The sequence below is a fragment of the Cellulomonas sp. GTC20042 genome, assembly GCF_055389595.1.
Map to the genome: position 1 here is coordinate 1,187,857 of NZ_AP043678.1, position 22,891 is coordinate 1,210,747.

Annotated in this window: 19 protein-coding genes; 6 read left to right on the forward strand and 13 right to left on the reverse strand. The window is 75.1% G+C overall.

Annotated elements, in window-relative coordinates; all coding sequences use genetic code 11:
- Position 1 precedes the first annotated feature (1 nt).
- The 8 genes from ACZ5HG_RS05535 to ACZ5HG_RS05570 form a co-directional block, all read right to left on the reverse strand.
- Positions 2 to 1,300 carry a pyridoxal-phosphate dependent enzyme gene (locus ACZ5HG_RS05535; RefSeq protein ID WP_464180920.1) on the reverse strand — a complete coding sequence of 433 codons (1,299 nt, stop codon included), beginning with the start codon at positions 1,298 to 1,300 and terminating at the stop codon, positions 2 to 4.
- Positions 1,297 to 2,502: a M24 family metallopeptidase gene (locus ACZ5HG_RS05540; protein ID WP_464180921.1), complete on the reverse strand. Its 1,206-nt coding sequence runs from the start codon at positions 2,500 to 2,502 to the stop codon at positions 1,297 to 1,299. The genes ACZ5HG_RS05535 and ACZ5HG_RS05540 overlap by 4 nt, the downstream gene beginning before the upstream one ends.
- Positions 2,502 to 3,518: a TIGR03619 family F420-dependent LLM class oxidoreductase gene (locus tag ACZ5HG_RS05545; protein ID WP_464180922.1), complete on the reverse strand. Its 1,017-nt coding sequence runs from the start codon at positions 3,516 to 3,518 to the stop codon at positions 2,502 to 2,504. The genes ACZ5HG_RS05540 and ACZ5HG_RS05545 overlap by 1 nt, the downstream gene beginning before the upstream one ends.
- Complete coding sequence (locus ACZ5HG_RS05550) at positions 3,515 to 4,354, reverse strand: ABC transporter ATP-binding protein (protein ID WP_464180923.1); 840 nt, start codon at positions 4,352 to 4,354, stop codon at positions 3,515 to 3,517. The genes ACZ5HG_RS05545 and ACZ5HG_RS05550 overlap by 4 nt, the downstream gene beginning before the upstream one ends.
- Positions 4,341 to 5,156 (reverse strand): ABC transporter ATP-binding protein, encoded by an 816-nt coding sequence (locus ACZ5HG_RS05555; RefSeq protein ID WP_464180924.1) that lies wholly within the window; start codon positions 5,154 to 5,156, stop codon positions 4,341 to 4,343. Before ACZ5HG_RS05555 ends, ACZ5HG_RS05550 begins: the two co-directional genes overlap by 14 nt.
- Positions 5,153 to 6,022: an ABC transporter permease gene (locus tag ACZ5HG_RS05560; RefSeq protein WP_464180926.1), complete on the reverse strand. Its 870-nt coding sequence runs from the start codon at positions 6,020 to 6,022 to the stop codon at positions 5,153 to 5,155. Before ACZ5HG_RS05560 ends, ACZ5HG_RS05555 begins: the two co-directional genes overlap by 4 nt.
- Positions 6,019 to 7,041, reverse strand: coding sequence for an ABC transporter permease (locus ACZ5HG_RS05565; protein ID WP_464180928.1), 1,023 nt, complete (start codon positions 7,039 to 7,041; stop codon positions 6,019 to 6,021). Before ACZ5HG_RS05565 ends, ACZ5HG_RS05560 begins: the two co-directional genes overlap by 4 nt.
- Positions 7,042 to 7,141: 100 nt before the next feature.
- Entirely contained in the window at positions 7,142 to 8,782 is a 1,641-nt protein-coding gene (locus tag ACZ5HG_RS05570) for an ABC transporter substrate-binding protein (protein ID WP_464180930.1), read from the reverse strand.
- A 378-nt stretch (positions 8,783 to 9,160) separates the two neighbouring features.
- Between ACZ5HG_RS05570 and ACZ5HG_RS05575 the strand changes: the two genes are divergently transcribed.
- Positions 9,161 to 9,964 carry a hypothetical protein gene (locus ACZ5HG_RS05575; RefSeq protein WP_464180933.1) on the forward strand — a complete coding sequence of 268 codons (804 nt, stop codon included), beginning with the start codon at positions 9,161 to 9,163 and terminating at the stop codon, positions 9,962 to 9,964.
- On the opposite strand, the gene ACZ5HG_RS05580 is transcribed toward ACZ5HG_RS05575, so the two are convergent.
- Positions 9,940 to 10,929, reverse strand: coding sequence for a stage II sporulation protein M (locus ACZ5HG_RS05580; RefSeq protein WP_464180934.1), 990 nt, complete (start codon positions 10,927 to 10,929; stop codon positions 9,940 to 9,942). The genes ACZ5HG_RS05575 and ACZ5HG_RS05580 overlap by 25 nt on opposite strands.
- Before the next feature lie 68 nt (positions 10,930 to 10,997).
- Here ACZ5HG_RS05580 and ACZ5HG_RS05585 point away from each other — a divergent pair, with 68 nt between their 5' ends.
- A complete protein-coding gene (locus tag ACZ5HG_RS05585; RefSeq protein WP_464180935.1) occupies positions 10,998 to 11,819 on the forward strand; it encodes an RDD family protein in 822 nt (273 codons plus the stop codon).
- A 157-nt stretch (positions 11,820 to 11,976) separates the two neighbouring features.
- Here ACZ5HG_RS05585 and ACZ5HG_RS05590 read toward each other — a convergent pair whose 3' ends face one another.
- On the reverse strand, positions 11,977 to 12,438 hold the full coding sequence (locus tag ACZ5HG_RS05590) for a MarR family winged helix-turn-helix transcriptional regulator (protein WP_464180937.1): 462 nt from the start codon (positions 12,436 to 12,438) through the stop codon (positions 11,977 to 11,979).
- Between the two features lie 77 nt (positions 12,439 to 12,515).
- Between ACZ5HG_RS05590 and ACZ5HG_RS05595 the strand changes: the two genes are divergently transcribed.
- Together ACZ5HG_RS05595 and ACZ5HG_RS05600 are read left to right on the forward strand one after the other, a co-directional pair.
- A complete protein-coding gene (locus ACZ5HG_RS05595; RefSeq protein ID WP_464180938.1) occupies positions 12,516 to 14,411 on the forward strand; it encodes an ABC transporter ATP-binding protein in 1,896 nt (631 codons plus the stop codon).
- Positions 14,412 to 14,427: 16 nt separating this feature from the next.
- Positions 14,428 to 14,625 carry a hypothetical protein gene (locus ACZ5HG_RS05600; protein WP_464180940.1) on the forward strand — a complete coding sequence of 66 codons (198 nt, stop codon included), beginning with the start codon at positions 14,428 to 14,430 and terminating at the stop codon, positions 14,623 to 14,625.
- A 150-nt stretch (positions 14,626 to 14,775) separates the two neighbouring features.
- On the opposite strand, the gene ACZ5HG_RS05605 is transcribed toward ACZ5HG_RS05600, so the two are convergent.
- Entirely contained in the window at positions 14,776 to 15,939 is a 1,164-nt protein-coding gene (locus tag ACZ5HG_RS05605; protein WP_464180941.1) for a winged helix DNA-binding domain-containing protein, read from the reverse strand.
- 411 nt (positions 15,940 to 16,350) lie between these two features.
- Between ACZ5HG_RS05605 and ACZ5HG_RS05610 the strand changes: the two genes are divergently transcribed.
- Together ACZ5HG_RS05610 and ACZ5HG_RS05615 are read left to right on the forward strand one after the other, a co-directional pair.
- A complete protein-coding gene (locus ACZ5HG_RS05610; RefSeq protein ID WP_464180943.1) occupies positions 16,351 to 17,367 on the forward strand; it encodes a hypothetical protein in 1,017 nt (338 codons plus the stop codon).
- A gap of 278 nt (positions 17,368 to 17,645) precedes the next feature.
- A complete protein-coding gene (locus ACZ5HG_RS05615; RefSeq protein ID WP_464180945.1) occupies positions 17,646 to 20,228 on the forward strand; it encodes a hypothetical protein in 2,583 nt (860 codons plus the stop codon).
- Positions 20,229 to 20,339: 111 nt separating this feature from the next.
- On the opposite strand, the gene ACZ5HG_RS05620 is transcribed toward ACZ5HG_RS05615, so the two are convergent.
- On the reverse strand, positions 20,340 to 21,632 hold the full coding sequence (locus ACZ5HG_RS05620; RefSeq protein ID WP_464180947.1) for a DUF58 domain-containing protein: 1,293 nt from the start codon (positions 21,630 to 21,632) through the stop codon (positions 20,340 to 20,342).
- Positions 21,633 to 21,642: 10 nt separating this feature from the next.
- A complete protein-coding gene (locus ACZ5HG_RS05625) occupies positions 21,643 to 22,647 on the reverse strand; it encodes an AAA family ATPase (RefSeq protein WP_464182109.1) in 1,005 nt (334 codons plus the stop codon).
- Positions 22,648 to 22,891: the final 244 nt, after the last annotated feature.

Consider the following 22,891-nt stretch of genomic DNA (forward strand, 5'->3'; position numbering starts at 1 on the left):
CTCAGACCCCCACGGCGGTCGGGGCGGCGGTCGGTGCGGCGGCTCGGGCAGCCGCGTCGAAGGCCGCCAGCGTCGGCTCGATCACCGGCACGCCGGGCAGCCGCGCGGCGGTGGCGCCCACGTCCTTCAGCCCGGTCGAGGTGCCGAGCAGCACCACCGTGTCGTCCGCGCCCACCACGCCACGGTCCACCAGGGTCGGCAGCACCGCCAGCGTGATCACCGAGGACGCCTCCAGGTACAGCCCCTCGGTGGCGGCGAGCGCGGCCTGCGCCCGCATCACCTGCTCGTCGGTGGCCGTCGCGGCGGCGCCCCCGGTGGAGCGCAGCGTGTCCCACGCCTGCCAGGTCGCCATGGAGGAGCCGATCGAGAACGCCACCGTCGGCCCGGAGGGGACGCTCGCGCCGGGCTCGAAGCCGTCGCGCAGGGCCATCTCGTGCGGGCCGAAGGGCTCGGCGGCGACCATCCGCGGCACCCGGTCGGTCAGCCCGAGGTCGACCAGGTCCGCGAAGCCGCGGGCCATCCCGGCGGTGCCGTCGCCGTAGGCCACCGGGGCCACCACGACGTCGGGCACCCGTCCGCCGAGCTGCTCGAAGATCTCATAGGCGATCGTCTTGTAGCCGTCGACGCCGAACGGGTTGGAGCCCGACGGCGGGCTGAGGTAGCCGGAGACCGGCACCCAGCCGCGCTCCTCGACGCCGGCGCGCATGACGGTCCACCGGTCGCGCGGGTCGTCGAAGGCCACCACGTCGGCGCCGTAGGACTGCATGAGCGTCTTCATGGTCTGCGGCACGGAGGCGATCGTCAGCACCACGCAGCGCAGCCCGGCGCGGGCGGCGTAGGCGGCGGTGGCGGCACCGTGGTTGCCGGTGCTGGCGACCACGACGGTGTCGTGCCCCTGCTGCACGGCCTTGGTCACCGCGACGGCGGCCAGCCGGTCCTTGTACGACCAGGTGGGGTTGCGCGACTCGTCCTTGACGAACAGCGAGGGCACGCCGAGGCCGGCGCCGGTGCGGGCGACCGGGACCAACGGGGTGCCGCCCTCGCCGAGGCTGACCAGCGGCCCGGCGGGGTCGACCGGCAGCAGGGAGGCGAAGCGGAACAGCCCGGGCCGCGCGGGGTCGGGCGCCGGCAGCGCGGCGGGCCCCGCCAGCCGGGACAGGTCGTACACCGGGGAGGCGTAGGCGTGCACGCCGCGGGCCAGCGCAGGGGCGGACGGGCGGTAGGCGTCGGCCTCCGCCACGTCCTCGCCGGTCACGCCGCAGCGCAGGACCCCGGTGTAGGCCGAGGGAAGAGCAGTCACGCGGGCACCTCCGTCAGGCCGCGGGCCAGCGTGGTGAGCGGGGCGACGCCGTCGGCGGTGACCACCAGCGCGTCCTCGATCATCATGCCGCCCCAGCCGATCTCGTAGTACGGGGTCTCGAAGCAGAAGGTCATGCCCTCCTCCAGCGGCACGTCCTCGCCGGGGCGCACGATCGGCGCCTCGTAGACGTCCAGGCCGATGCCGTGCCCGCAGTGGTGCCGGCGGTAGGGCGCCAGCCCGGCGGACTCGGTGGTGGCGACCGCGAGGTCGAACACCGAGGCCGCGGACACCCCCGGGCGGGCGGCAGCGAGCTGGGCGTCCAGGCCGTCCAGGATCGCGTCGTACCGCTGGGACTGCAGGGTGGTGGGGGAGCCGACGACGGCGGTGCGGCCGATGTCGGACCAGTAGCCGTCCAGCAGGCAGCCCACGTCGAAGCGCAGCAGGTCGCCGGGCGCGAGCAGCCGGTCGGTGGCCACCGCGTCGGACAGCGCAGACCGCTCGCCGGCGGTCACCACGACGAACTTCGGCTGGCCGCCGCCGTCGACCATGGTGCGGGCGACGACGCGGGCGAGCTCCTGCTCGCTGACCCCGGTGCGGGCCACGGCGAGCGCCGCGACGATCCCGGCCTCGGCCAGGCGCGCCGAGCGGCCGATCAGCTCGACCTCCCCGGGCAGCTTGCGGGAGCGGACCCGGGCCAGCCAGGCGCTGGCGTCGACGAAGGTCACCCCGGGCAGGGCGGCGGCGAGCGCGGCGCGCAGCGGTGCCGGGCAGGCGGCCTCGTCCAGGCCGATCGTGGCGGTGGCGGCGACCCCCGCGCGGACGACGGCGGCGGCGACGGCCTCCGGGGCGCCCGGGTGCTGGTCGACCAGCAGGGTCGGCGTCGCGGCGGACCCGGCGGACTCGTAGTAGAACCGCCCGAAGGCCACGAAGTCGTCCTCGCCGATCCCGGCGTCGAAGGCGGGGGCGGAGTCGGCCACCGGCCCGGCGAGCACGGTGCGCCCCGGGGTGATCACCGCGGCGATCGACGAGGTGCCGTGCACGGATCCGGACATCGAGCGGTAGCCGGTGGCGTAGTCGACGTTCGGGCCGGACAGCGCCAGCACGGCGTCGAAGGGCGCGGCGGCCAGGTGCTCCAGCAGGCGGGCGGTGCGCTGGGCGACCAGCGCCGGGCGCGGGGTGAGGATCCCGGTCGGTGCCGTCATCACGCCACCGTCCCGTTGATCGGCGCGATGACCTCGGCGGAGAACTGCGCCATCTGGTCCAGGGTCTCCTCGACGGTGTTGCAGGCGAACAGCAGGGCGGACAGCGTGGTCACGCCGGCCTCGGCGTAGGCGGCCACCTGGTCCTGGATCTGCGCGGTGGAGCCGACCAGGTTGCGCGCGGCGAAGCCGTCCTGCTGGCCCTTGAGGGTGGACGTCGAGAGCGAGCGCATGTGCTGGTGCAATTGCGTGCGCTCGAAGCGCTCCATCGCGTCCGGCACCGAGGAGCCCATCGCCACCGACAGCTGCGGTGCGACGTCGAAGTCGGCGGGCAGGTCGCGGCCGATCGCCTCGGCCTCGCGCCGGATGTCGGCCAGACCGGCGGCGACCTCGGCGGGGCTGAGCACGGCGGGCAGCCAGCCGGTGCCGTAGCGGGCGGCGCGCTGCTTGGAGCCCACCGCGTTGCCGCCGGAGAGGATCGGCAGCGTGGCCTGCGCCGGCTTCGGGAAGGACTCGACGTCCTCGAACTGGATGAACTCGCCGCTGAACGACGCGCGACGGTCCCGCAGCAGCGTCTCCATCGAGGCCAGGAACTCGTCCGCCTGGCGCCCGCGGTGCAGCGTTCTGCCGGGCCACATGGCGTCGGTCTCCTCGCGGTACGCGCCGATCCCGACGCCGAGGATGAACCGCCCGCCGGACAGCTGGTCGAGGGTGGCGGCCTGCTTGGCGGCGACCACCGGGTGCCGGAAGGCCATCACCGTGATCGCGGTCGCCAGCCGGAGCGTGGTGGTCCGCGCCGCGACGAAGGACAGGTACAGGTAGGGGTCGTAGAACCGCGGCGGCGTGTCGAACTCCTCGCGCACGTACCTCTGCGTGGTCACGTGGTCGTTGCCCCACACCGAGTCGAAGCCCAGCCGCTCGGCCTCGACGGCGATCCGCACCGCCTGCTCCGGGTCGGCGTAGGGCACCGGGTACATCAGGCCCTCGGTGCCGGTGGGGACTCCCAGTCCGAACTTCATCGTGCGCTCTCCTCGGTCGTGGGGGTGGTGGGCAGATCAGCGGGTACGGCGCCCGGCAGCCGGCGGGATCGGCGGCGCGGGTCGGCCACCGGCACGGCGGCCAGCAGCGCGCGGGTGTAGTCCTCGCCCGGGGTGTCGAGCACGGCGGTGCGGCTGCCGCGCTCGACCACCAGGCCGTGGTGCATGACGACCACCTCGTCGGCGATCCGGCGCACCACGGAGATGTCGTGCGTGATGAACAGGTAGGCGGCCTGCGTGGTGCCCTGGAGGTCGCGCAGCAGGTCGACGATCCGCCCGCGCACCGACTGGTCCAGGCCGGAGGTCGGCTCGTCCAGCACGATCAGGTCGGGGGAGGGCGCCAGCGCCCGGGCGATGGCCACGCGCTGCTGCTGACCGCCGGACAGCTCGGACGGCATCCGGCGGCGCATGGCGCGCGGCAGGCCGACCAGGTCCAGCAGGTCGTCGATCCGGGCGCTCGCGGCGGCCCCGCGGGTGCCGGTCAGCCGGGCCAGCGGCTCGCCGAGGATGCGCTCCACCGACCAGCGCGGGTCGAGCGACTGGTACGGGTGCTGGAACACCATCTGCACCGACCGGCGGCGCTCGCGGTCCCACGAGCCGTCCAGCAGGTCGAAGCCGCCGAAGGTCGCGGTGCCGGAGGTGGCGCGGTGCAGGCCCGCGACCACCCGGCCGAGGGTGGACTTGCCCGATCCCGACTCGCCGACCAGGGCGACCGTGCGGGCGGTGTCCAGGTCGAGGTCCACCCCGCGCAGCGCGTGCACGGTGCGGCCCCTGCCGGTGAAGGTCTTCGTGACGTCCCGCAGCTCAAGCAGCGCCATCGGTCGCCTCCTCGGTCTCGGGCGCGGCGTCCCCGGCCGCCACCAGGTACTGCGTGTACTCGTGCTGCGGGGCCTCGAACAGGTCGACCACGCCGGTGGTCTCCACCAGGTCGCCGCGGTACAGCACCGCCACCCGGTCGCAGACCTCCGCGACCACGCCGAGGTCGTGGGTGATCAGCAGCACCCCGCAGCCGGTCTCGTCGGCCAGCTCGGTCAGCAGCGTGAGGATCTGGGCCTGCACGGTCACGTCGAGCGCGGTGGTCGGCTCGTCGGCGATCAGCAGCGTCGGCCGGCAGGCCAGCGCCATCGCGATCATCACGCGCTGGCACATGCCGCCGGACAGCTGGTGCGGGTAGCAGCGGGCCACCTGCGCCGGGTCGGCGATGTGCACCCGGCCCAGCAGCCGCTCCGCCTCCGCCCGCGCGGCACCCTTCGACGCCCCGGGGCCCTCGGGCTGGTGCAGCCGCACCATCCGGGCGATCTGCTCGCCGACGCGCATCAGCGGGTTCAGCGAGTCCTTGGGGTTCTGGAAGATCATCGCGAACCGGTGCGCCACCGAGCGGCGGGCGGTCGCGGTGGCGTCCACGCCATGCACCCACACGGTGCCGCCGGTCATCTCGATCCCGTCCGGCAGCACGCCCATCACGGCCAGCGAGGTCATCGACTTGCCGGAGCCGGACTCGCCGACCAGCCCGACGATCTCCCCGGCGCCGACGGTCAGCTCCACGTCGCGCAGCAGGCTCGCGCCGGTGGCGGTCACCCGGACGTCCAGCCCCTCGATCTCCAGCACGGGCGCGGTCATCGGTCGCCTCCCAGGTCGTCGCCGACGAAGTGCAGGCCCATCACGGCCAGCGCGATCAGCAGGCCCGGGAAGAACGCCGTCCACCACTGGCCGGTGAGCATGTTCTGCGCGCCCTCGGCCACCATCACGCCCCACTCGGGGGTCGGTGCGTGGATGCCGATGCCCAGGTAGGCCAGGCCGGCGACGTTGAGGATCGAGTAGCCGCAGACCAGCGTGAACTGCACGGCTGCGGGGCGCAGCGAGTTCGGCAGCACGTGCGTGAACGCGATCCGCAGCCACCCGGCACCGGCCACCCGCGCGCCGTCCACGTACTCCAGCTCGCGCTGGGTGAGGGCCTCGGCGCGCACCAGCCGGACGAAGGGCGGCACCGCCGCCACCGCCAGCGCGACGGCGAGCTTCGGGGTGCTCTCGCCGATCGCGAGCAGCAGGATCATCGCCAGCACGAAGCCGGGGAAGGACATCAGCACGTCGACGCACCGCATGATCACGTCGTCCACCCGGCCGCCGAGGTAGCCGGAGACCACACCGATCGCGGAGCCGATCACCATGGCCAGCAGCGCGACGCTCACGCCGAGCAGCAGGTCGAGGCGGATGGCGTGCACCGCGCGGGCCAGCACGTCGCGGCCGTAGTAGTCGGTGCCGAACCAGTGCGCGGCGGACGGGTGCTGCAAGGCGTTCGACGGGTCCACGGCCAGCGGGTCGGCGACCAGGAACGGGCCGATCACACCGGCCAGCACCAGCACGGCCAGCACGCCGAGGCCCACCCAGAGGAACGGGCGGCGGCGCCGGGCGCGGGTGCGCACCACGTCGGCGGTCGAGGCCGGGGCCGGTGCACCACCGGCGGTGGCGAGGGCGGGGGTGGTCATGCGCGGGCACCTCCGAGCCGGATCCGGGGATCGACGGCGGCATAGGCCAGGTCGATCACGAAGTTGAGGGCGATGTAGAGGACGCCGATGACGATCGCGTAGCCCTGGAGGATCTCCAGGTCGTTGGCCCGCACCGCGTCGTAGGCGAGCCGGCCCATCCCGGGCCAGGAGAACAGCTGCTCCACGATCACGTTGCCGCCGAGCAGGAAGCTGAAGACGATGCCGAGCGAGGTGAGGATCTGGAGCATCGCGTTGCGCATCTGGTCCCGCCACAGCACCTCGCGCCCGGCGACGCCGAACGCCCGCGCGGTCCGCACGTAGCCGGTGCCCTGCGTGGCGATCAGCGCGGAGCGGACCATCTTCACCACCGCCGCCGAGGCGCCGATGCCGAGGGTCAGCGCCGGCAGCGCCAGGTACCGCACCGCCTGCCAGGCCGTGCCCGGATCGCCGGTGAGCAGCGCGTCCAGCACGTACATGCCGGTGATCTCGGTGGGCGGCACCGCGCCGATCGGCAGCCGACCCGTCGGACCGGGCAGCCAGCGCGCCACCGAGAACAGCCCGTAGATCAGCAGCAGGCCGAGCCAGAACGGGGCCATCGACGAGCCGAGCACCGCCCAGACCCGGGCGGCCGCGTCGGCGGTCCGGCCCCGGTGCGCGGCGGCCAGCACACCCAGCGGCACCCCGATCACCAGCGCCACCAGCAGCGCCGTCAGCGCCAATTCGATCGTCGCGGGCAGCCGGGCGAACAGCTCGGTGCCGACGTCGCGCCCGGTGGACACCGCCTGCCCGAGGTCGCCCTGCGCCAGCCGGAGCAGGTAGTCCTTGAGCTGGACGAGCAGCGGGTCGTCCAGGCCGTACTGGGCGCGCAGCGCGGCGATGTCCTCGGGCGTGGCCTCCGGGCCGAGCCGGGCGGCCGCCGCGTCGCCGGGCAGGATGCGCGTGACGAGGAAGACGACCAGCACCAGCCCGAGGACCGTCAGCGCCGAGATGCCGAGCCGGCGCAGGACGTAGCGGGTCACGGGTGCTCCTGATTCGTGGGGGCGGACGAGGGATCGGGGAAGCCGGCGGGATGCGGGGCAGGGGTTCCGCGCACCCCGCCGGCGTCAGGTCACCGAGCTGTCACTCCGTGGTGAGGTACTGCAGCCGCAGCTGCTCGGTGTTGTCCTTCGTCAGGCCGGACACCCCGTCGCGGACCACGAAGGTCCAGTTCGGGTTGTAGATCGGGATGAACGGCATGTCGTCGTAGATGACCTTCTGCGCCTGCGCGGAGATGTCCGCACGCTCGGTCTCGTCCGTGGTCGCGACCCCCTGCTGGAGCAGGGCGTCGAGGTCCGCGTTGGCGTACGACGTGAAGTTGGTGCCCGCCGCCGATCCGGCCAGGTAGTACATCTGGTAGAACGGGTCGGCGCCCCAGCCGAGGAAGTTGTTCAGGTACATCGGCAGCGACCGGGCGTTGGTCTGGGACGTGAAGTCCGCGTCGGTGAGCGGCTTGAGCTCGATGTCGACGCCGATCTCCTTGAGGTTCGCCTGCACGAGCACCGCGGCGGCGGCCTCGACCGCGTTCGACTGCTTGAAGTACAGCGTCGAGGAGAAGCCGTCGGCCAGACCCGCCTGGTCGAGCAGGTCACGGGCGGTGTCGAGGTCCTCGGTGAACTCGCCCGCGTCGTCCGAGTGCGTCTCCATCGAGGCCGGCACCACGCCGGTGGAGGCGTTGGCGTAGCCGTACAGCACCTGGTCCACCAGGTCCTCGTAGGGCACCGCCGCGGCGATGGCCTGGCGCACCAGCGGGTCGTCGAACGGCGCCTCGCTGGTGTTGAAGCCCAGGTACTCCAGCCGGTTCGACGCCTCGGACACGACCGTCAGGCCGTCCTCGTCCTCCATCTGCGCGACCTGGTCCAGCGGGATGCCCTGCGCGACGTCGATCTCGCCGGACCGCAGCAGCAGCGCGCGCTGCGAGGGGTCGGAGACGAACTGGATCGTCACGCCGCCGTTCGCGATCTTGTCCTGGTCGTAGTAGTGCTCGTTCGGGGTGAGCACCAGCTGCTGCGTCGGGTCGTAGGAGCCGACGGTGTACGGGCCGGAGGAGTTCGCGTTCTCGCGGAAGTACGCGCCCGCCCACGGGTCGTCCGTGGTGGCGTTCGCCTCGCCGGTGGTCTGGGAGAAGATCCCCAGCGGCTGCATCGCCTCCATCTTGGTGAGCAGCGGGCTGGCGAAGGTGCTGGTGACGACCACGGTGCTGTCGTCCGGCGCGGTGACGTCGTCGGCGCTCGGCACGCCCGCGAAGGGCAGCAGGGCCTTGACGTAGCCGGGGCCGAGCAGGCTGCGCTGGTAGGACCAGACGACGTCCTGCGCGGTGAGCGGTGTGCCGTCGGCGAACGCCAGGCCGTCCCGCAGGTGGAACGTGGTGGTCAGGCCGTCCTCGGACGTCTCCCAGGACTCGGCCAGCGCCCCCTCGAAGCCGCCGTCGCCGGTGCGGACGATGCCGTCCTCGGAGTAGGTCTGCTCGATGAGCTGCTCGACCAGCGATCCGGTGGCCACCATCGCGGCCGGGGTGCGCCACGCCTGGGCGTCCAGCAGGTCGACCGAGGAGTCCAGGCTGATCACCAGCGGCTTCTTGCTGCCGTCGGCGGTTGCCGAGGAATCGGCGCCGGAGGTGTCGTCGCCGCCCGCGCAGGCGGTCAGCGCGAGCACGGAGACGACCACGGCGGCGCCGGCGCCGAGGGCGCGGCGGCGGGGTGCTCGGGGGGAGTGCGGCTTCACAGGGGCTCCTAGCACGGTCGGTCCGGGCGGACCGTGCGGCCACCGGCCGGACGCCGGGGCGCGGTCGGGGGAGAGCGGGTCCGCGCCGTCGGGGGAGCGGCGCGGTGCTGCGCCGGGATCAGCCTCCGCCCGGCCGGGGGACCGGGGCATCGGCGGTCGGGCCAAACCGCGCGCACCCGGGTTGTGGTCCACCCGGGAGCCCCTGCGGCGGGGTCCAGCCCGGTGACGAGGGTAGGCAGACGGGTGTTTCACGCCCGGCCACCGGACGGAAACGTCACGGAAACGCGGGGGCGGACCCGCTGCTCGTCACCGGTTCGGGTGCGAGCGCGTCGGGCAGAAGTTCAGCCGGTTCCCAGGCTCGCGTGGTCCACTGGTGAGGTGCTGCACCACCGACTCCGACGCCGGATCGACGCCGCCCGGTCGGCCGACGACGCCCGCCCCGTGCCGGCCGGCGCTGCCGCCGCCGACCCCGCCGTGATCGACGACCTGCCGTGCGAGGACACCGTCGGGCCCTGGCAGGTGCGCCGTGCCGGGCTGGTCGACGTCAACCCGATCGCCCGGATGCTCCAGCAGCACCGCCCGTTCATCGACCTGGACGGAGACGGCGAGCCCGACGAGGTGCCGGACCCCGAGCACGCCGCCCCCGCCACCCGCCTGGTGCTCAGCCTCGGCGCGCTGGAGCACGGCGAGGTCTGGTACGCCCAGGACGCCGAGGGCGTCACCGCGGTCGCGGTGTGGATGCCGCCGGACGCCGAGCACCTGGCCGGCGACCTGCACCGCGTCGTCGCCCGCGAGCTCGGCGAGCCCACCGACCTCGACCCGGAGCCCGCGCACGCCCCGTTGCGCTCGATCGTGGGCGGCACCGCCCAGCTGCTCGGCGCACTGAGCGAGGACGAGGCCCGCCGGGTGCTGATCATGCTCGCCGACGCCGGGCGCACCGCGCCGGAGGACCGGCGGACCCTGCTCGCCGACGTGCTCGCGCCGGTGGTCACCGCCGAGCTGCTGGACGGCCGCAGCGTGCTCGCCGTGACCGTCGACCCCGAGCAGGTGGCGGACCTGCGCGCCCTGGGCTTCGGCGAGGTGCGCAGCGAGCCGCTCGGCGCCGCGTCGCTGTGGCTCGGCGCGATGCGGCCGGCGGCGGTGTCGGGCGCTGCGGGTCAGGCCGCGACGGCGACGGTGTAGCCCGCCTCGTCCGACGCGAGGTCACCGGTCTCGCCGTCGCGCACGGCCCGGCGGCCCAGCACGATCGTGTACGTCCAGAACGCCGCCAGCGCGAGCGCCCCGATCACGATCTTCAGCCACCACGGCAGCGACGACCCGGTGACGAAGCCCTCCACCAGGCCGGACAGCGCCAGCGCCCCGGCCAGCCCGATCGCCACCGTGATCAGCGAGCGACCCTCCTCGGCGAGCGCCCGCGCCCGGGGGCGGCCTTGCGGGTCGATCCAGGTCCAGAAGATCTTCAGGCCCGCGGCACCGGCGACGAAGATCGAGGTCAGCTCGAGCAGGCCGTGCGGTGTGATCAGCTGGAGGAACAGCCCCAGCTCGCCGTGCACGGCCATCATGCCGCCGATCGACCCCACGCTGATCGCGTTGCTGAGCATCAGGTAGAGCGGGCCGATCCCGGAGATCCCGACGCCGATGCAGAGCGCCGCGATCCACGCGTTGTTCGTCCACACCATCGTGGCGAAGCCGGCACCCGGGTCGTAGTAGCTCGCGAAGGCGTCCTGCACGTACGCCTCCTGCTCCGTGGGCGTGCCCATCGCCGCCAGGGCGTCCGGGTCGGTCGCCACCCACCAGCCGGACACGACCGCCACCGCGAGGAACCCCACGGTCACCGCCACGGTCCACCAGCGGATCCGGTACAGCGCCGCCGGCAGGGAGACCGCCACGAACCGCGTCACGTCCCGCCACGAGGGCTCGTGCGTGCCGGAGATCGTCGCGCGCGCCCGCGCCAGCAGCTGCGACAGCCGGGTCACCGTCTCCGGGTCCGGCGCCGAGGAGCGGATCGTGGACAGGTCGGTGGCGGTCGCCTGGTACAGCCGCACCAGCTCGTCCGCCTCCGCGCCGTCGAGGCGCCGCCGCTTGGCCAGCGTGTCCAGGCGCGCCCACGCGTCCTGGCGTACGGCGGTGAAGGCGTCGAGGTCCACGCCCGCTACCCTGCCACAGGGGCACCGTGCGCGGTGCCGCGTCGCAGCGTCCGACCAGGGGAGGGATCGTGCAGGACGAGGGGATCGTCACCGGCGAGGGCGTGCTGCTCGACGCGCGCCCCGTGTCCTTCGTGGTGCGGCTCGCCGCCGCGCTGATCGACCTGGTCGCGCTGTTCCTGCTCGGGCTGCTCACCGTGTTCGTGCTCGGGCAGACCCCGCTGACCCTGGACGAGCACACCTCGCGGATCGTCAGCGTCGTGCTGATCGTCCTCGTGCTCCTCGTGCTGCCGACCTCCGTCGACACGCTCACCCGGGGCCGCTCGCTCGGCAAGCTCGCCGTGGGCATCCGCGTGGTGCGCGACGACGGCGGGCCGATCCGGTTCCGGCAGGCCTTCGTGCGCGCGCTGGTCGGCGTGCTCGAGCTCTGGTTCACCCTCGGCTCGGTCGCGCTGATCACCTCGCTGGTGCAGGCCCAGGGCAAGCGCCTCGGCGACCTGCTCGCCGGCACCTACGTGGTGCGCGTCCGCGGCAAGGCGGCCCCCCGGGCGGTCGTGCCGATGCCGCCGCACCTGGCAGTCTGGGCGACCACCGCGGACGTGCGCCGGCTGCCCGACGGGCTCGCGCTGTCCGTCCGGCAGTTCCTGGTGCGCGCCGCCTCGCTGCACCCCGGCTCGCGGGTGGCCCTCGGGCAGCGGCTCGCCGACGACGTGGCGCGCTACGTCGCCCCCGGCCCGCCGCCGGGCACCCACCCCGAGGACTTCCTCGCCGCCGTGCTCGCCACCCGCCGGGACCGCGAGTACGTCGCCGCCGGGCGCGCCGGTGCGCGGGCGCAGGCCGAGGCCGCGAGCCTGCACCGGCTCCCGCACGCCGTCCCCGACCCCGCGCGCTGAGCGCCTGCCGGCTGCGCGCGGCCTGCGCCCGCGTGCCCTTGCCTGCCCGAGTGCGCGCCCTGCCCGCTCGCACTGTTCGCCGAGTTGTCACTTCTTGTCGCTTCGCATGCGGCGGAAGCGACACAAGATGACAACTCGGCGCGGGTGGACGGACGTGTCAGTCGTCCGCGAGGCGGTGCAGGAGGCGCAGCAGCTCGGCGCGCTCGGCGTCGGTGAGCCGGGCGAGCAGGTCGTCGGCGCGTCGGCGTCGTTCGGCGTCGGCGGCGGCCAGCACCGCGCGGCCCTCGTCCGTCAGCGCCACCAGCGTCGCCCGGCGGTCGGTCGGGTCGGGCCGGCGCTCCACCAGGCCGGCGTGCTGGAGGTCGTCCACCACCGACGTGATCGAGCGCGGGACCACGTCCAGCGCCGAGGCGAGCGCGGTCTGACGCTGCGGCTCGCCCGCCCGGGCGACCACCCGGAGCAGCCGGTGCTGCGAGGGCGTGAGGTCCACCGGTGCGAGCTGCTCGCGCACGTCCCGCCGCAGGCGCCGCAGCGTGGTGCGCAGCAACCAGAACAGCTCGTCGCCCTGACCCGCGGGCTCGCAGACGTGCTGGTCGTGGCCGTGGTGGTGGTCGCGCATGGCACCACGATAGCGAGCCTTCAACATAGAGAGGTAGACTCACTAAATGAGCGGCGACCCGCGCCGCAGGAGGTCCCATGTCGATGCACTCCCGCCCCGGGGGGATGGACGCCCGGTCGATGTACCGGTCCTTCCGCCTGGACCCCTCCGTCACGCAGCGCCGCCTCACCCGCGACGTGCTGCGCCGGATCCTCACCTTCGCCCGGCCCTACCGCCGCCTGATCGCCGTCTTCCTGGTGATCGTCGCGCTGGACGCGGCCGTCGGCGCCGTCACCCCGCTGCTGTACCGCCAGATCATCGACCACGGCATCGCCCAGGGCCGCACCGGCCTCGTGCTGGCGCTGGCCGGGGTCGTCGCCGGGCTCGCGATCACCGCCGCCGGCCTCGCGCTGGCGTCCCGCTGGTGCTCCGCCCGGATCGGCGAGGGGCTGATCCTCGACCTGCGCACGCAGGTGTTCGACCACGTGCAGCGGATGCCGCTCGCGTTCTTCTCCCGCACCCAGACCGGCGCCCTCGTGCAGCGGCTCAACGGTGACGTGCTCGGCGCCCAGCAGGCCTTCACGTCCACGCTGTCCAACGTCGTGTCCAACGTGCTGACCGTGGTGCTCGTGCTCGCCGCGATGCTCTCGCTGTCCTGGCAGATCACCCTGGTCTCGCTGATCCTGCTGCCGCTGTTCGTGCTGCCGGTGCGCGCCATGGGCCGCCGCCTGGCCACCGTCACGCAGGAGAGCTACACCCTCAACGCCGCCATGGGCCAGACCATGACCGAGCGCTTCAACGTCGCCGGCGCCCAGCTGGTCAAGATGTACGGCCGCGCCGACGACGAGACCCGCGAGTTCACCGACCGCGCCGCCCGCGTGCGGGACATCGGCATCACCTCGGCGATGTACGGCGCCGTGTTCCGGGTCGGCCTGACCCTGGTCGCCGCGGTCGCCGTCGCGATCGTCTACGGCCTCGGCGGCGTGCTCGCGATCCGCGGGTCGCTGACCGTCGGCGTCGTCGTCGCGCTCACCAGCTACCTCACCCGGCTCTACGGGCCGATCACCGCGCTGTCCAACGTGCAGGTCGACATCATGACCACCCTGGTCTCCTTCGAGCGGGTGCTCGAGGTGCTCGACCTCGAACCCACCGTCGCCGACGCCCCCGACGCCCGTCCGCTGCCCGCCGACGTCGCCGAGCGTGCCAGCATCGAGCTCGACGACGTCACCTTCCACTACCCGGCGGCCTCCGAGGTGTCCCTCGCGTCGCTGGAGTCGGTGGCCCGGCTCCAGACCGAGATCCCCGGGACCACCCTGGAGCACGTCTCCTTCACCGTGCCGCACGGCCACCTGGTCGCGCTGGTCGGGCCCTCCGGCGCCGGCAAGACCACCGTCTCCCAGCTCGTCGCCCGCCTGTACGACGTCACCTCCGGCACCGTCCGCGTCGCCGGGCAGGACGTCCGCGAGGTCACGCAGGACAGCCTGCGCGCCGCGATCGGCGTGGTCAGCCAGGACGCCCACCTGTTCCACGACACGATCCGCGCCAACCTGCTCTACGCCCGGCCGACCGCCACCGACGCCGACCTGGAGCAGGCGCTGCGCCGCGCGCAGATCTGGGACCTCGTCTCCCGGCTGCCCGACGGGGTGGACACCGTGGTCGGCGACCGCGGGTACCGGCTGTCGGGTGGCGAGCGCCAGCGCCTCGCCATCGCGCGGCTGCTGCTCAAGGCCCCGCCGGTCGTCATCCTCGACGAGGCCACCGCGCACCTCGACTCCGAGTCCGAGGCCGCCGTGCAGCACGCGCTCACCGAAGCCCTGGTCGGACGCACCGCACTGGTGATCGCGCACCGCCTGTCCACCGTCCGCGAGGCCGACACCATCGTCGTGCTGGACGAGGGGCGGGTCGTGGAGCAGGGCAGCCACGCCGACCTGCTCGCGCGCGGCGGGCTGTACGCGGAGCTCTACGCGACGCAGTTCGCGCCCGCGGCGGGGTGATCCGGGCCGGCGGGGCGTGGCCGGCTGGGAGACGTTCCCGGACCCCTCGTTCGTCGATCCGCCGGCGTGGTGCCTCGGCGGGCCGTTCGTCTTCGACCGGGTGCAGCACGAGGCCGTGCTGCACCGGTTCGTCGCGACCTTCGACGCCGTCCGCGCCACGCTGCCGATCGATCCGCCGGTGCCTCCGGGGCGTCGGCGGTGGTGGCGGCGCTGACGGGCGTGTGCGCGCTCGGTGCGCGGCTCGACCGGGCGTGCTTGATCGGTGTACGGCAGGTCCGGGTGCAGCCGATCGGCGCGTGACGGGACCGCGTGCCGCCGTCAGCATGCGGAGTCGCCGCCCGGGCGGCGCGGCCGGGACGGGACGTCAGGCCCCCGCGATCGTGACCTGGTGCTCCACCGCACCGTCCGCCACGAACCGGACCAGCGGCTCGCCCTCGGCCACCACGGCGGCACGCTCGGCGCGGGACCACCTCCGCAGCGGTGTGACCTCCAGCCGGGCGTGCTCGGGTCGGCCCCGCTCGCCCGGCACGGCGTCACCCCGTGACCGGGTGATCGACCAGGCGCCCGCGACCAGCCCGTCCACCAGCACCGTGCCCGGCGGCATCCCGTTGCGGCTCGCGAGCATCGGTCGGATCTCGGGCGGCACGATCCGGCTGCGGTCGTCGTGGCCGAGCAGCACCTCGTCGAAGTCCGGCAGGAAGCGCACCGGCGCGGGGACGTCGGCATCGGGACGCGGGGCGTCGGGCAGGTCCCACAGCGGACGGCCCCGGTCGTCCGCGCCGAGATCGACCAGGTCGGACCGGATCCGGGCGATCACCGCGGCGACCCGGGTCAGCCCGGACCACCGCTGCACGTCCGCCGCCGTCGCGGGCCCGAACGCCGCCAGGTAGCGCCTGACCAGGTCCTCCACGACCCGCTCGGGGTCCTGCGGCGGGGGAGCGGCCCCGAACCAGGCCTCGGCGGTGGCCCAGGTCGTCGTCATGCTCCGGCCCCACACCCCGCGCGGCGTCACCTGCACGAGCGGCAGCATCCCGCGCGCGCCCAGCGCGAGGTGCCCGGGGTCGTGGCCGGGGAAGTCGGGCGCCAGCCGCTCGCCGAGCGCGCGTGCGGTCAGCGGCCCCTCCGCCAGGGCGGCCCGCGCACGATCCTCCAGCCGGTCCAGGTCGACCTCGCGCAGGGTGGCGCCCCCGGAGGTCGAGAGCATCCGGCGACGCAGCAGCGGGGCGAGCAGCGCGTGCAGGCCGTGCGCCTCCTCGGCCGTGACCAGGTGCACGGTGTCCCGCATCAGCGCGAGCCGCCCGACCGTGCGGTCCAGCATCGGCCTCGAGAGGTCGTCGTGCGTGAAGCCGTCGATCCGCGCGTGCAGCGCCAGGTACGCCGACGACGGGTTCTGCGACTGCATCCCCACCAGGTGCCGGACCATCGGCACCGTGCCGGCGCCCGGTCCCGTGGCGCGCTCCAGCAGGTGCTGCCGGGCGAGCAGGGCGCGGCCGAGCGCTCGGGTGCTGGACGCGGTGATCGGGGGCACGGAGCCACGGTACGACGGGGTGCCGACAGGCGAGCGGCCACCCTGCGGGCACGGGGACGGGCGCCCGCCGAGGCTCTCCGCACGGGCGCGACCCTGCCCGTGCGGTCCTCGGAGCGGTCGGCGACCTGCCGGTGCGACCCCCGGATCCGGGCGCGCCGGACGTCGTCCCCAGGGTGGCGGACCTCGGCCTCGACCGCCCTCGAACACGGCTGACCAGCCGCATCGCCGTGCCGACCTGGGGACGACGGGCCCCTCCGATGCACCTGGGCGCAGGTCGGCGCCGCACCGCCCTCGGATGGCCCTACCGTGGTCCTCGGTCGTCCCGTTCGTCGTCGCACCGGCGGGGTCCAGGGCGACCGACGAGGTGCCAGCCGCGCCCATCGCCTCGTCCGGAACCACCCGAGGGCGTCCATGAGCACCACCGATCCGCATCACCCCGACCCGCCGACCCGGCACCGTCGGACCCGCCTCGTCGCGAGCCTGCTCGTGGCGGTGCTGGCCCTCGGCGTCGCCGGCCTGACCTGGTGGGACCGGTCCACCGACGCCGCGCTCGCGGACGCCGAGGCCGGTCGCACCGCACTGCTCGACCAGGTCGTCACCCGGCACCGCGAGGGCGAGGACCTGCTGCTCCGCGCCGACGGGCAGGTGGCCGACACCGCCGTGCTCGACGGGCTGGCTGCTGCCGTCGCCGAGGCGGGTGCGTCCATCGACGTGCCCGTCACCGACGAGGGATCGCGCCGGCAGCGGACCGATCGTGCCCGTGCCCACACCGAGCGCCTGCGTGACGCGCTCGGACACCTCGAAGACCACATCGCCGTCGTGGCGGACACCCATCACCGGTGGGTGCACGACACGGCGGTCGCCGACCGTGCCGCCGCCCTCGGCGAGCTGTCCCTCGCGGTCGACGCCGCCACGGCGGCCCTCTCGGCGAGCGAGGGCCGGGTGCTCGACGACGCCCTGCGCACCACCTTGCGGGCGGCGCTCGACGCCGCGACGACGGCAGCGGACGACGCTGCGCCGACGGAGGCCGACGCGCTGACGGCGGCAGCGGCGGCGCTGCGCGAGCATGCCGGTCTGCTCGCCGCCGCGACGCGGGCCGTGCACGAGGCGCAGGCCGTCTGGCAGGCCGAGCAGGACCGTCTGGCGGCGGAGGCGGCCGCCGTCGCGGGATTCGGCTCGGGCTCGACGGGTCGCGGCGGCGGGTCGGGGGCTGCCGGCGGGTCCGGTGCTGCCGGTGCGTCAGGTGGACGGTCCGGCAGCTCGTCCGGCACCGGGTCGGGCAGTGCCGGGGCCGCTGATCCGGGGGCCGGTGGCTCCGGGTCGACGGGATCGGCCGGTGGCGGCTCGGGCGGTGTCTGGGTCGAGGAGCCGGACGGCGTCGACTGGGGCTGGTGCGCGGACACCTCGGGGAACGCCTGGGAGTGCTGAGCGGGCGCCTGCCGTGACGGACCCACCGCCGACCGCACGAACCGCTGCACGCACCGACCTCACCGTGAGCACGACCGACCTGGAGGCACCCCCGCAGACACCCGAGCACGCATCCCGCACGACGAAGGGCCCCGGTGCTGGCACACCGAGACCCTTCCGCCCGCACTCGATCCTTCGGAGACCCCATGCAAGCAGCACCATCCTGGCACGCCCGTACCCGCCACGACCCGGCTGTCGGCCACCGACCGGCGCCCCCGCCGGACCCCTGCCCGGCGTCGGTGCCGCCTCGCCGGCGGACGCGTGCCGACCGACGCCGACGTCTGGCGGGCCTCATCGGGATCGTCCTGGCGGCGGGGTTCCTGCACGCCACCCCCGCCGCCGCGTCCGGCCCGGTGACGGCGCCCCGGCCGACCACCGACCATCCCGCCCCGCAGGCCACCGCCGACCCGTTCGACCAGGCCGACCTCGGCACGCGGGCCCCGACCGTCACGCTGCCCAGCCCGGCGGTCACCGGCGGCACGCCCAACCCGGCGGCCTCCTCCGGCGCCGCCCGTGGGCTGTCGCCGTTCGCCACCCGGGCCGTCCCCGCCCAGGGCGTCGTGGTGCGCCCCGCCGGCTACGGCGAGGTGCGTCTCGGCCCGTACCCCGGCCCGGCCGGCGCGCCCGAGCACGGCTACTGCGTGCAGGCGCGCGTCTCGCCGACGGGCCCGGCGGACGTGCCGGAGTCCGTCGGGTTCGTCGTCGACCCGTTGCTGGCCGCAGTCCTCGCCGAGCATCGCGGGTCCACCGACGACCTGACGCAGGCCGCCCTCGCGCTCACGGTGCACCAGCGTCACGAGCGGCCCGGGACGATGGAGGGCGGTGACGCGGAGGCGGCCGCGCGTGCGGTCGTGGCCGCCGCCCCGCAGGCGGTGCTCGACCGTCAGGCGGAGATCCTGTCCGGGGCTGCGCGCGCCACGGGGCCGTTCACCGCCGACGCGGGTCCGGTGGACGCGAGCGAGCGGCGCACCGGTGTGCTGCGCGGGATCGCGCTGCGTTCTGCGACGGGCGAGCCGGTCGCGGGCAAGTCGTTCACCGTGACGCTGCACGGCCCCGCGGTCTTCGACCTCACCGGCGAGCCCACCTACCGGGGAACCACCGGCACCGAGCCGATCGACCTGACGTGGACGGCCACCGGCACCGGCACGGTGACGTCCGAGGTCCGGTTCCACGGTGCGACCCGCACCACGCTCACGCTGTACGACATGGCCGGGAACCGGCAGGACCAGATCTCCTACGGCAACCGCCCCGGTCACGATCCCGAGACGATCGTCCGCGAGCTGCCGCCCTTCGAGGTCGCCGCGGATTTCCAGCCGGTCGCGGCCTCCGACGTCGGCGGGTCGAAGGTCGTCGACGCCGGGCAGCCGATCACCGACACGCTGACCGTCGCGGCCGCCCCGGGCGACACCTGGCTCCGGGTCGACGGCGAGCACGTGCCGGTCCTGCTGGAGGGGACCGCCTACGGCGTCGGCACGGTGCCGGTCACCCAGCGTGACGACGTGCCCGCCGAGGCCCCGGTGGTCGGCCGAGCGACGGTGACCGCCACCGGCCCGGGCACGTACACCGCGACCGTCGACGGACCCGCCGCCGGTCAGGTCGTCACCTGGGTGTGGCGGGTGGTGAAGGAGCATCAGCCGCCGGAGCACCGCGCCCTGGTGCGCGGCGACTGGTCCGACGACTACGGGATCGCCGAGGAGACCACGTCGGTCCGCTGGACCACCGGCACCGTCGACTCAGCGCTCAGCATCCGCACGACCCGGGGCGGCACCTACCTGGTCGACGACCTCATGGTGACCGGACTGCCCGAGGACCATCCGGGCTTCGCCGGTGGCCATGGGCTGCGCCCCGACCACGGCACGCTCACGCAGGAGCTCTGGTTCTTCGCCGAGGGCGTCCCGGTGGACGACGACCACCTCGCCGAGGCCGACCTGCGCGGATCGGTCGAGGTCCCCGCCCGCAACGGCTTCCATCCCTCGATCTCCCACCCGTCGTTCCGGGTCCAGGAGGTCGACGGCCGACCCGTGCCGGGCACCTACGTGTTCCGCACCGTGTTCGCGGGGGACGACCGGCTCGCCGCCTTCGCCTCCACGGTCACGGACGTCACCGAGCAGCACCTCGTCGCCGGCGACCCGCTCCGCGTGACCACGCGCGCGCGGGCGGACCGGCAGCTCGTCGCGGGGCAGCCCGCGGTGCTGCACGACGTCGCCACGGTCGACGGGACCACCCCGCCGGGCGCCACCCTCGAGTTCGCCCTGCACCGCTGGGACGGCGACAGCCCCACCTGCACCGAGGAGACGCTCGTGGACCGCACGGCACCGGCGGCGCTGACCGGCCCGGGGGAGCACCCCTCCGCTCCGGTGACCGTCGACGCCCTCGTCCCCGGTCGCTACGGCTACGTCGAGACCGTCCGCGCCGCCGACGGGCGGGTGCTGCACCGCGGCGAGTGCGGCGTGAGCGCCGAGACCCTCGTCGCCCGGATCGTCCCGGAGACGCCGGCGCAGCCCGAGGGCCCGGCGCCGGCACCCGCACCGGTTGCGTCCGGGTCCGCGACGACGCTGGCGGTCACCGGCGCCCCGCTCGCCGCGCTCGGAGGGATCGCGCTGCTGGCGCTCGCGGCCGGGGTGCTCGCGCTCGGTGCACGCCGTCGTGGTGCACGCCGTGCTGCGGCCGATCGCGGCGACGTCCCGTGCGCCGAGACGGCCCGTGGCGAGGCATCTCGTGACGACGCAGATCGTCGCGACACCGATCGTGCAGGCGCGAGCCGTGGCGGGGCGGGAGGTCGTGAGCGCCGACCCCAGGGGAAGGAGGCGACCGCAGGCTGACCGCTCGGCGGCCACGGGCGGCCGGTCGGCGGTCGCTCGCGGACGGTCCGTGGTCCGGTGCCCCGCGTCGGAGGCGGCGGGCACCCGACCGCGGACCAGCGGGCCCGCTCGCTACAGCCGACCGGCCGCCTTGAGCGCGAGGTACGTGTCGGCGAGCCGGGGTGCGAGGTCGTCGGGCAGCGCGTCGACCACCTCGATCCCGCGCCCGCGCAGCCGCTGCGCGACGGCGGAGCGTTCCAGCTCGGTGCGCTCCGCAGCGGCGGCGTCGAACAGCGCACGGGCCGACCCGCGGCCGGCGCGCAGCTCCTCGATCTCGGGGTCGCGCACGGAGGCCAGCACCACCTGGTGCCGGGCGGCGAGCTGGTCGACCACCCCGAGCAGGCCCTGCTCGACGGCAGCGGGCTCGAGCGCGGACAGCAGCACGACGAGCGCGCGCTGCGACAGGCGCTCCTGCACCTGCGCGACGACGCCGGGCCAGTCGGCCTCGACCAGGGTGGCCTCGACGGTGGACAGCGCATCGGCGATTCCGGGCATGAGGCGCGGGCCGGACATCCCGGCGACGCGGGCGCGGACCTTGCGGTCGTAGGCCAGCAGCTCCACGCGGTCGCCGGCGCGGGACGCGAGGGCGGCGAGCAGCAGCGCGGCCTCGATCGACGCGTCGAGCCGGGGGGCGTCGTGCACGCGGGCGGCCGCGGTGCGGGAGGTGTCGAGGACGAGCAGCACACGGCGGTCGCGCTCGGGCCGCCAGGTGCGGACCACGACGTCGTTGCGCCGGGCGCTGGCCCGCCAGTCGATCGAGCGGACGTCGTCACCGATCACGTACTCGCGCAGGGAGTCGAACTCGGTGCCGCCGCCGCGGACCTGCACCGCGGCACGGCCGTCCATCTCGCGCAGCCGGGCGAGCCGGCTGGGCAGGTGCCGTCGGGAGGCGAACTCGGGCAGCACGCGCAGGGTGCCGGGCACGTCGATCGACGCCTGCCGCCCGGCGAGCCCGAGCGGCCCGACGGTGCGGATCGTCACGCGGTCCGCGCGCAGGTCGCCGCGCCGGGAGGGGAGCAGCGCGGTGTCGACGCGGGTGGACTCGCCGCTCGGCAGGTCCACCAGGTGACGGTTGTGGTCGGCGCCGGCGGAGGGCTGCCAGGCGTCGCGCACGATGGCGCGGAGCCGGCGCGGCCCCTGCTGGGTCACCAGCAGCCGCGAGCGGGAGGGCTCGTGCAGCCGGACGGGTCCGGTGACGTCCCGGCGCAGCGCGACCTGGCGCGGCGAGGCGGCGAGCGCGGTGTCCAGCGCGCACAGCGCTGCCACGAGCAGCGCCCAGACCAGCACCGTCCCGGGCACGGGGACGAGCGCCACCGCCACGACGCCGACGGCCGTCAGCGCGGCCGCACGCCAGGTGATCGCCACGCCGGGGACCTCAGCGGGGGACCGGGACGGACGCGAGCACGGTGTCCAGCACCGACTCGGCGGTCACGCCCTCGAGCTCGGCCTCGGCGCGCAGCTGCACGCGGTGGCGCAGCGTCGGGTGCGCGAGCGCCTTGACGTCGTCCGGGGTCACGTAGGAGCGGCCGGACAGCCACGCCCAGGCGCGCGAGGTCGCGAGGAGCGCGGTGGCCCCGCGCGGGGACACCCCGAGCGACAGCGAGGGCGACTGGCGAGTCGCGCGCACCAGGTCCACCACGTAGCCGAGCACCTCCGGGGCGACCTGCACCTCGGCGACCTCGCGGCGCGCGCGGTCCAGCACGTCGGTGCCGGCGGCGGGGCGGACCCCGGCAGCGGCGAGGTCACGGGGGTCGAAGCCGGCGGCGTGCCGGGCGAGCACCTCGATCTCCTCGTGCCGCTCGGGAAGCGGCAGCGTCAGCTTGAGCAGGAACCGGTCGAGCTGGGCCTCGGGCAGCGGGTAGGTGCCCTCGTACTCCACCGGGTTCTGCGTGGCGATCACGACGAAGGGCTCGGGCAGCGGGCGCGGGGTGCCGTCCACCGACACCTGGCGCTCCTCCATCGCCTCGAGCAGCGACGCCTGGGTCTTCGGGGGCGTGCGGTTGATCTCGTCGGCGAGCATGAGGTTGGTGAACACCGGGCCCTCGCGGAACGAGAACTCGGCGGTCCGGGCGTCGTAGACCAGCGAGCCGGTGATGTCGCCGGGCATGAGGTCCGGGGTGAACTGCACGCGCTTGGTGTCGAGCTCGAGCGCGGCGGACAGGCTGCGGACGAGCAGGGTCTTCGCCACGCCGGGCACGCCCTCGAGCAGCACGTGGCCGCGGCAGAGCAGGGCGATGACCAGACCGGTGACGGCGGCGTCCTGGCCGACCACGGCGCGGCCGACCTCGGCGCGCACCGCGCCGAGCGCGGCCCGCAGCTCCGGGCTGGGCGTGGGGACGGCCGGCGGTGCCGCGGGCGCTGCGACGGGAGCGGCCGGCACGGGCGACGGCGCCGCGGCCTGCTGCGGTGCGGGTTCCGGCGCGGGCGACGGCGTCCCGTACCCGGGAGCGGACGGCTGCGCGCCGTACGCGGGCGTGGACGGCTGCTCGCCGTCCACGGGGACCGGTGCGGACGACAGGGTGGCGCCGTGCCCGGGGACCGGCGCGGACGGCTGCTCGCCGTACCCCGGAGTCGCCGGCGGCACCGGCTGCGGGTACCCCGGCGCAGCAGCGCCGGGTGTCGTG

What these genes read in the sequence shown, in the direction of transcription:
- ACZ5HG_RS05540 (WP_464180921.1), bottom strand. Translation starts at nt 2,502, where the DNA reads ATGACGGCACCGACCGGGATCCTCACCCCGCGCCCGGCGCTGGTCGCC.
- ACZ5HG_RS05545 (WP_464180922.1), bottom strand. Translation starts at nt 3,518, where the DNA reads ATGAAGTTCGGACTGGGAGTCCCCACCGGCACCGAGGGCCTGATGTAC.
- ACZ5HG_RS05550 (WP_464180923.1), bottom strand. Translation starts at nt 4,354, where the DNA reads ATGGCGCTGCTTGAGCTGCGGGACGTCACGAAGACCTTCACCGGCAGG.
- ACZ5HG_RS05555 (WP_464180924.1), bottom strand. Translation starts at nt 5,156, where the DNA reads ATGACCGCGCCCGTGCTGGAGATCGAGGGGCTGGACGTCCGGGTGACC.
- ACZ5HG_RS05560 (WP_464180926.1), bottom strand. Translation starts at nt 6,022, where the DNA reads ATGACCACCCCCGCCCTCGCCACCGCCGGTGGTGCACCGGCCCCGGCC.
- ACZ5HG_RS05590 (WP_464180937.1), bottom strand. Translation starts at nt 12,438, where the DNA reads ATGCGCGACCACCACCACGGCCACGACCAGCACGTCTGCGAGCCCGCG.
- ACZ5HG_RS05595 (WP_464180938.1), top strand. Translation starts at nt 12,516, where the DNA reads ATGTCGATGCACTCCCGCCCCGGGGGGATGGACGCCCGGTCGATGTAC.
- ACZ5HG_RS05610 (WP_464180943.1), top strand. Translation starts at nt 16,351, where the DNA reads ATGAGCACCACCGATCCGCATCACCCCGACCCGCCGACCCGGCACCGT.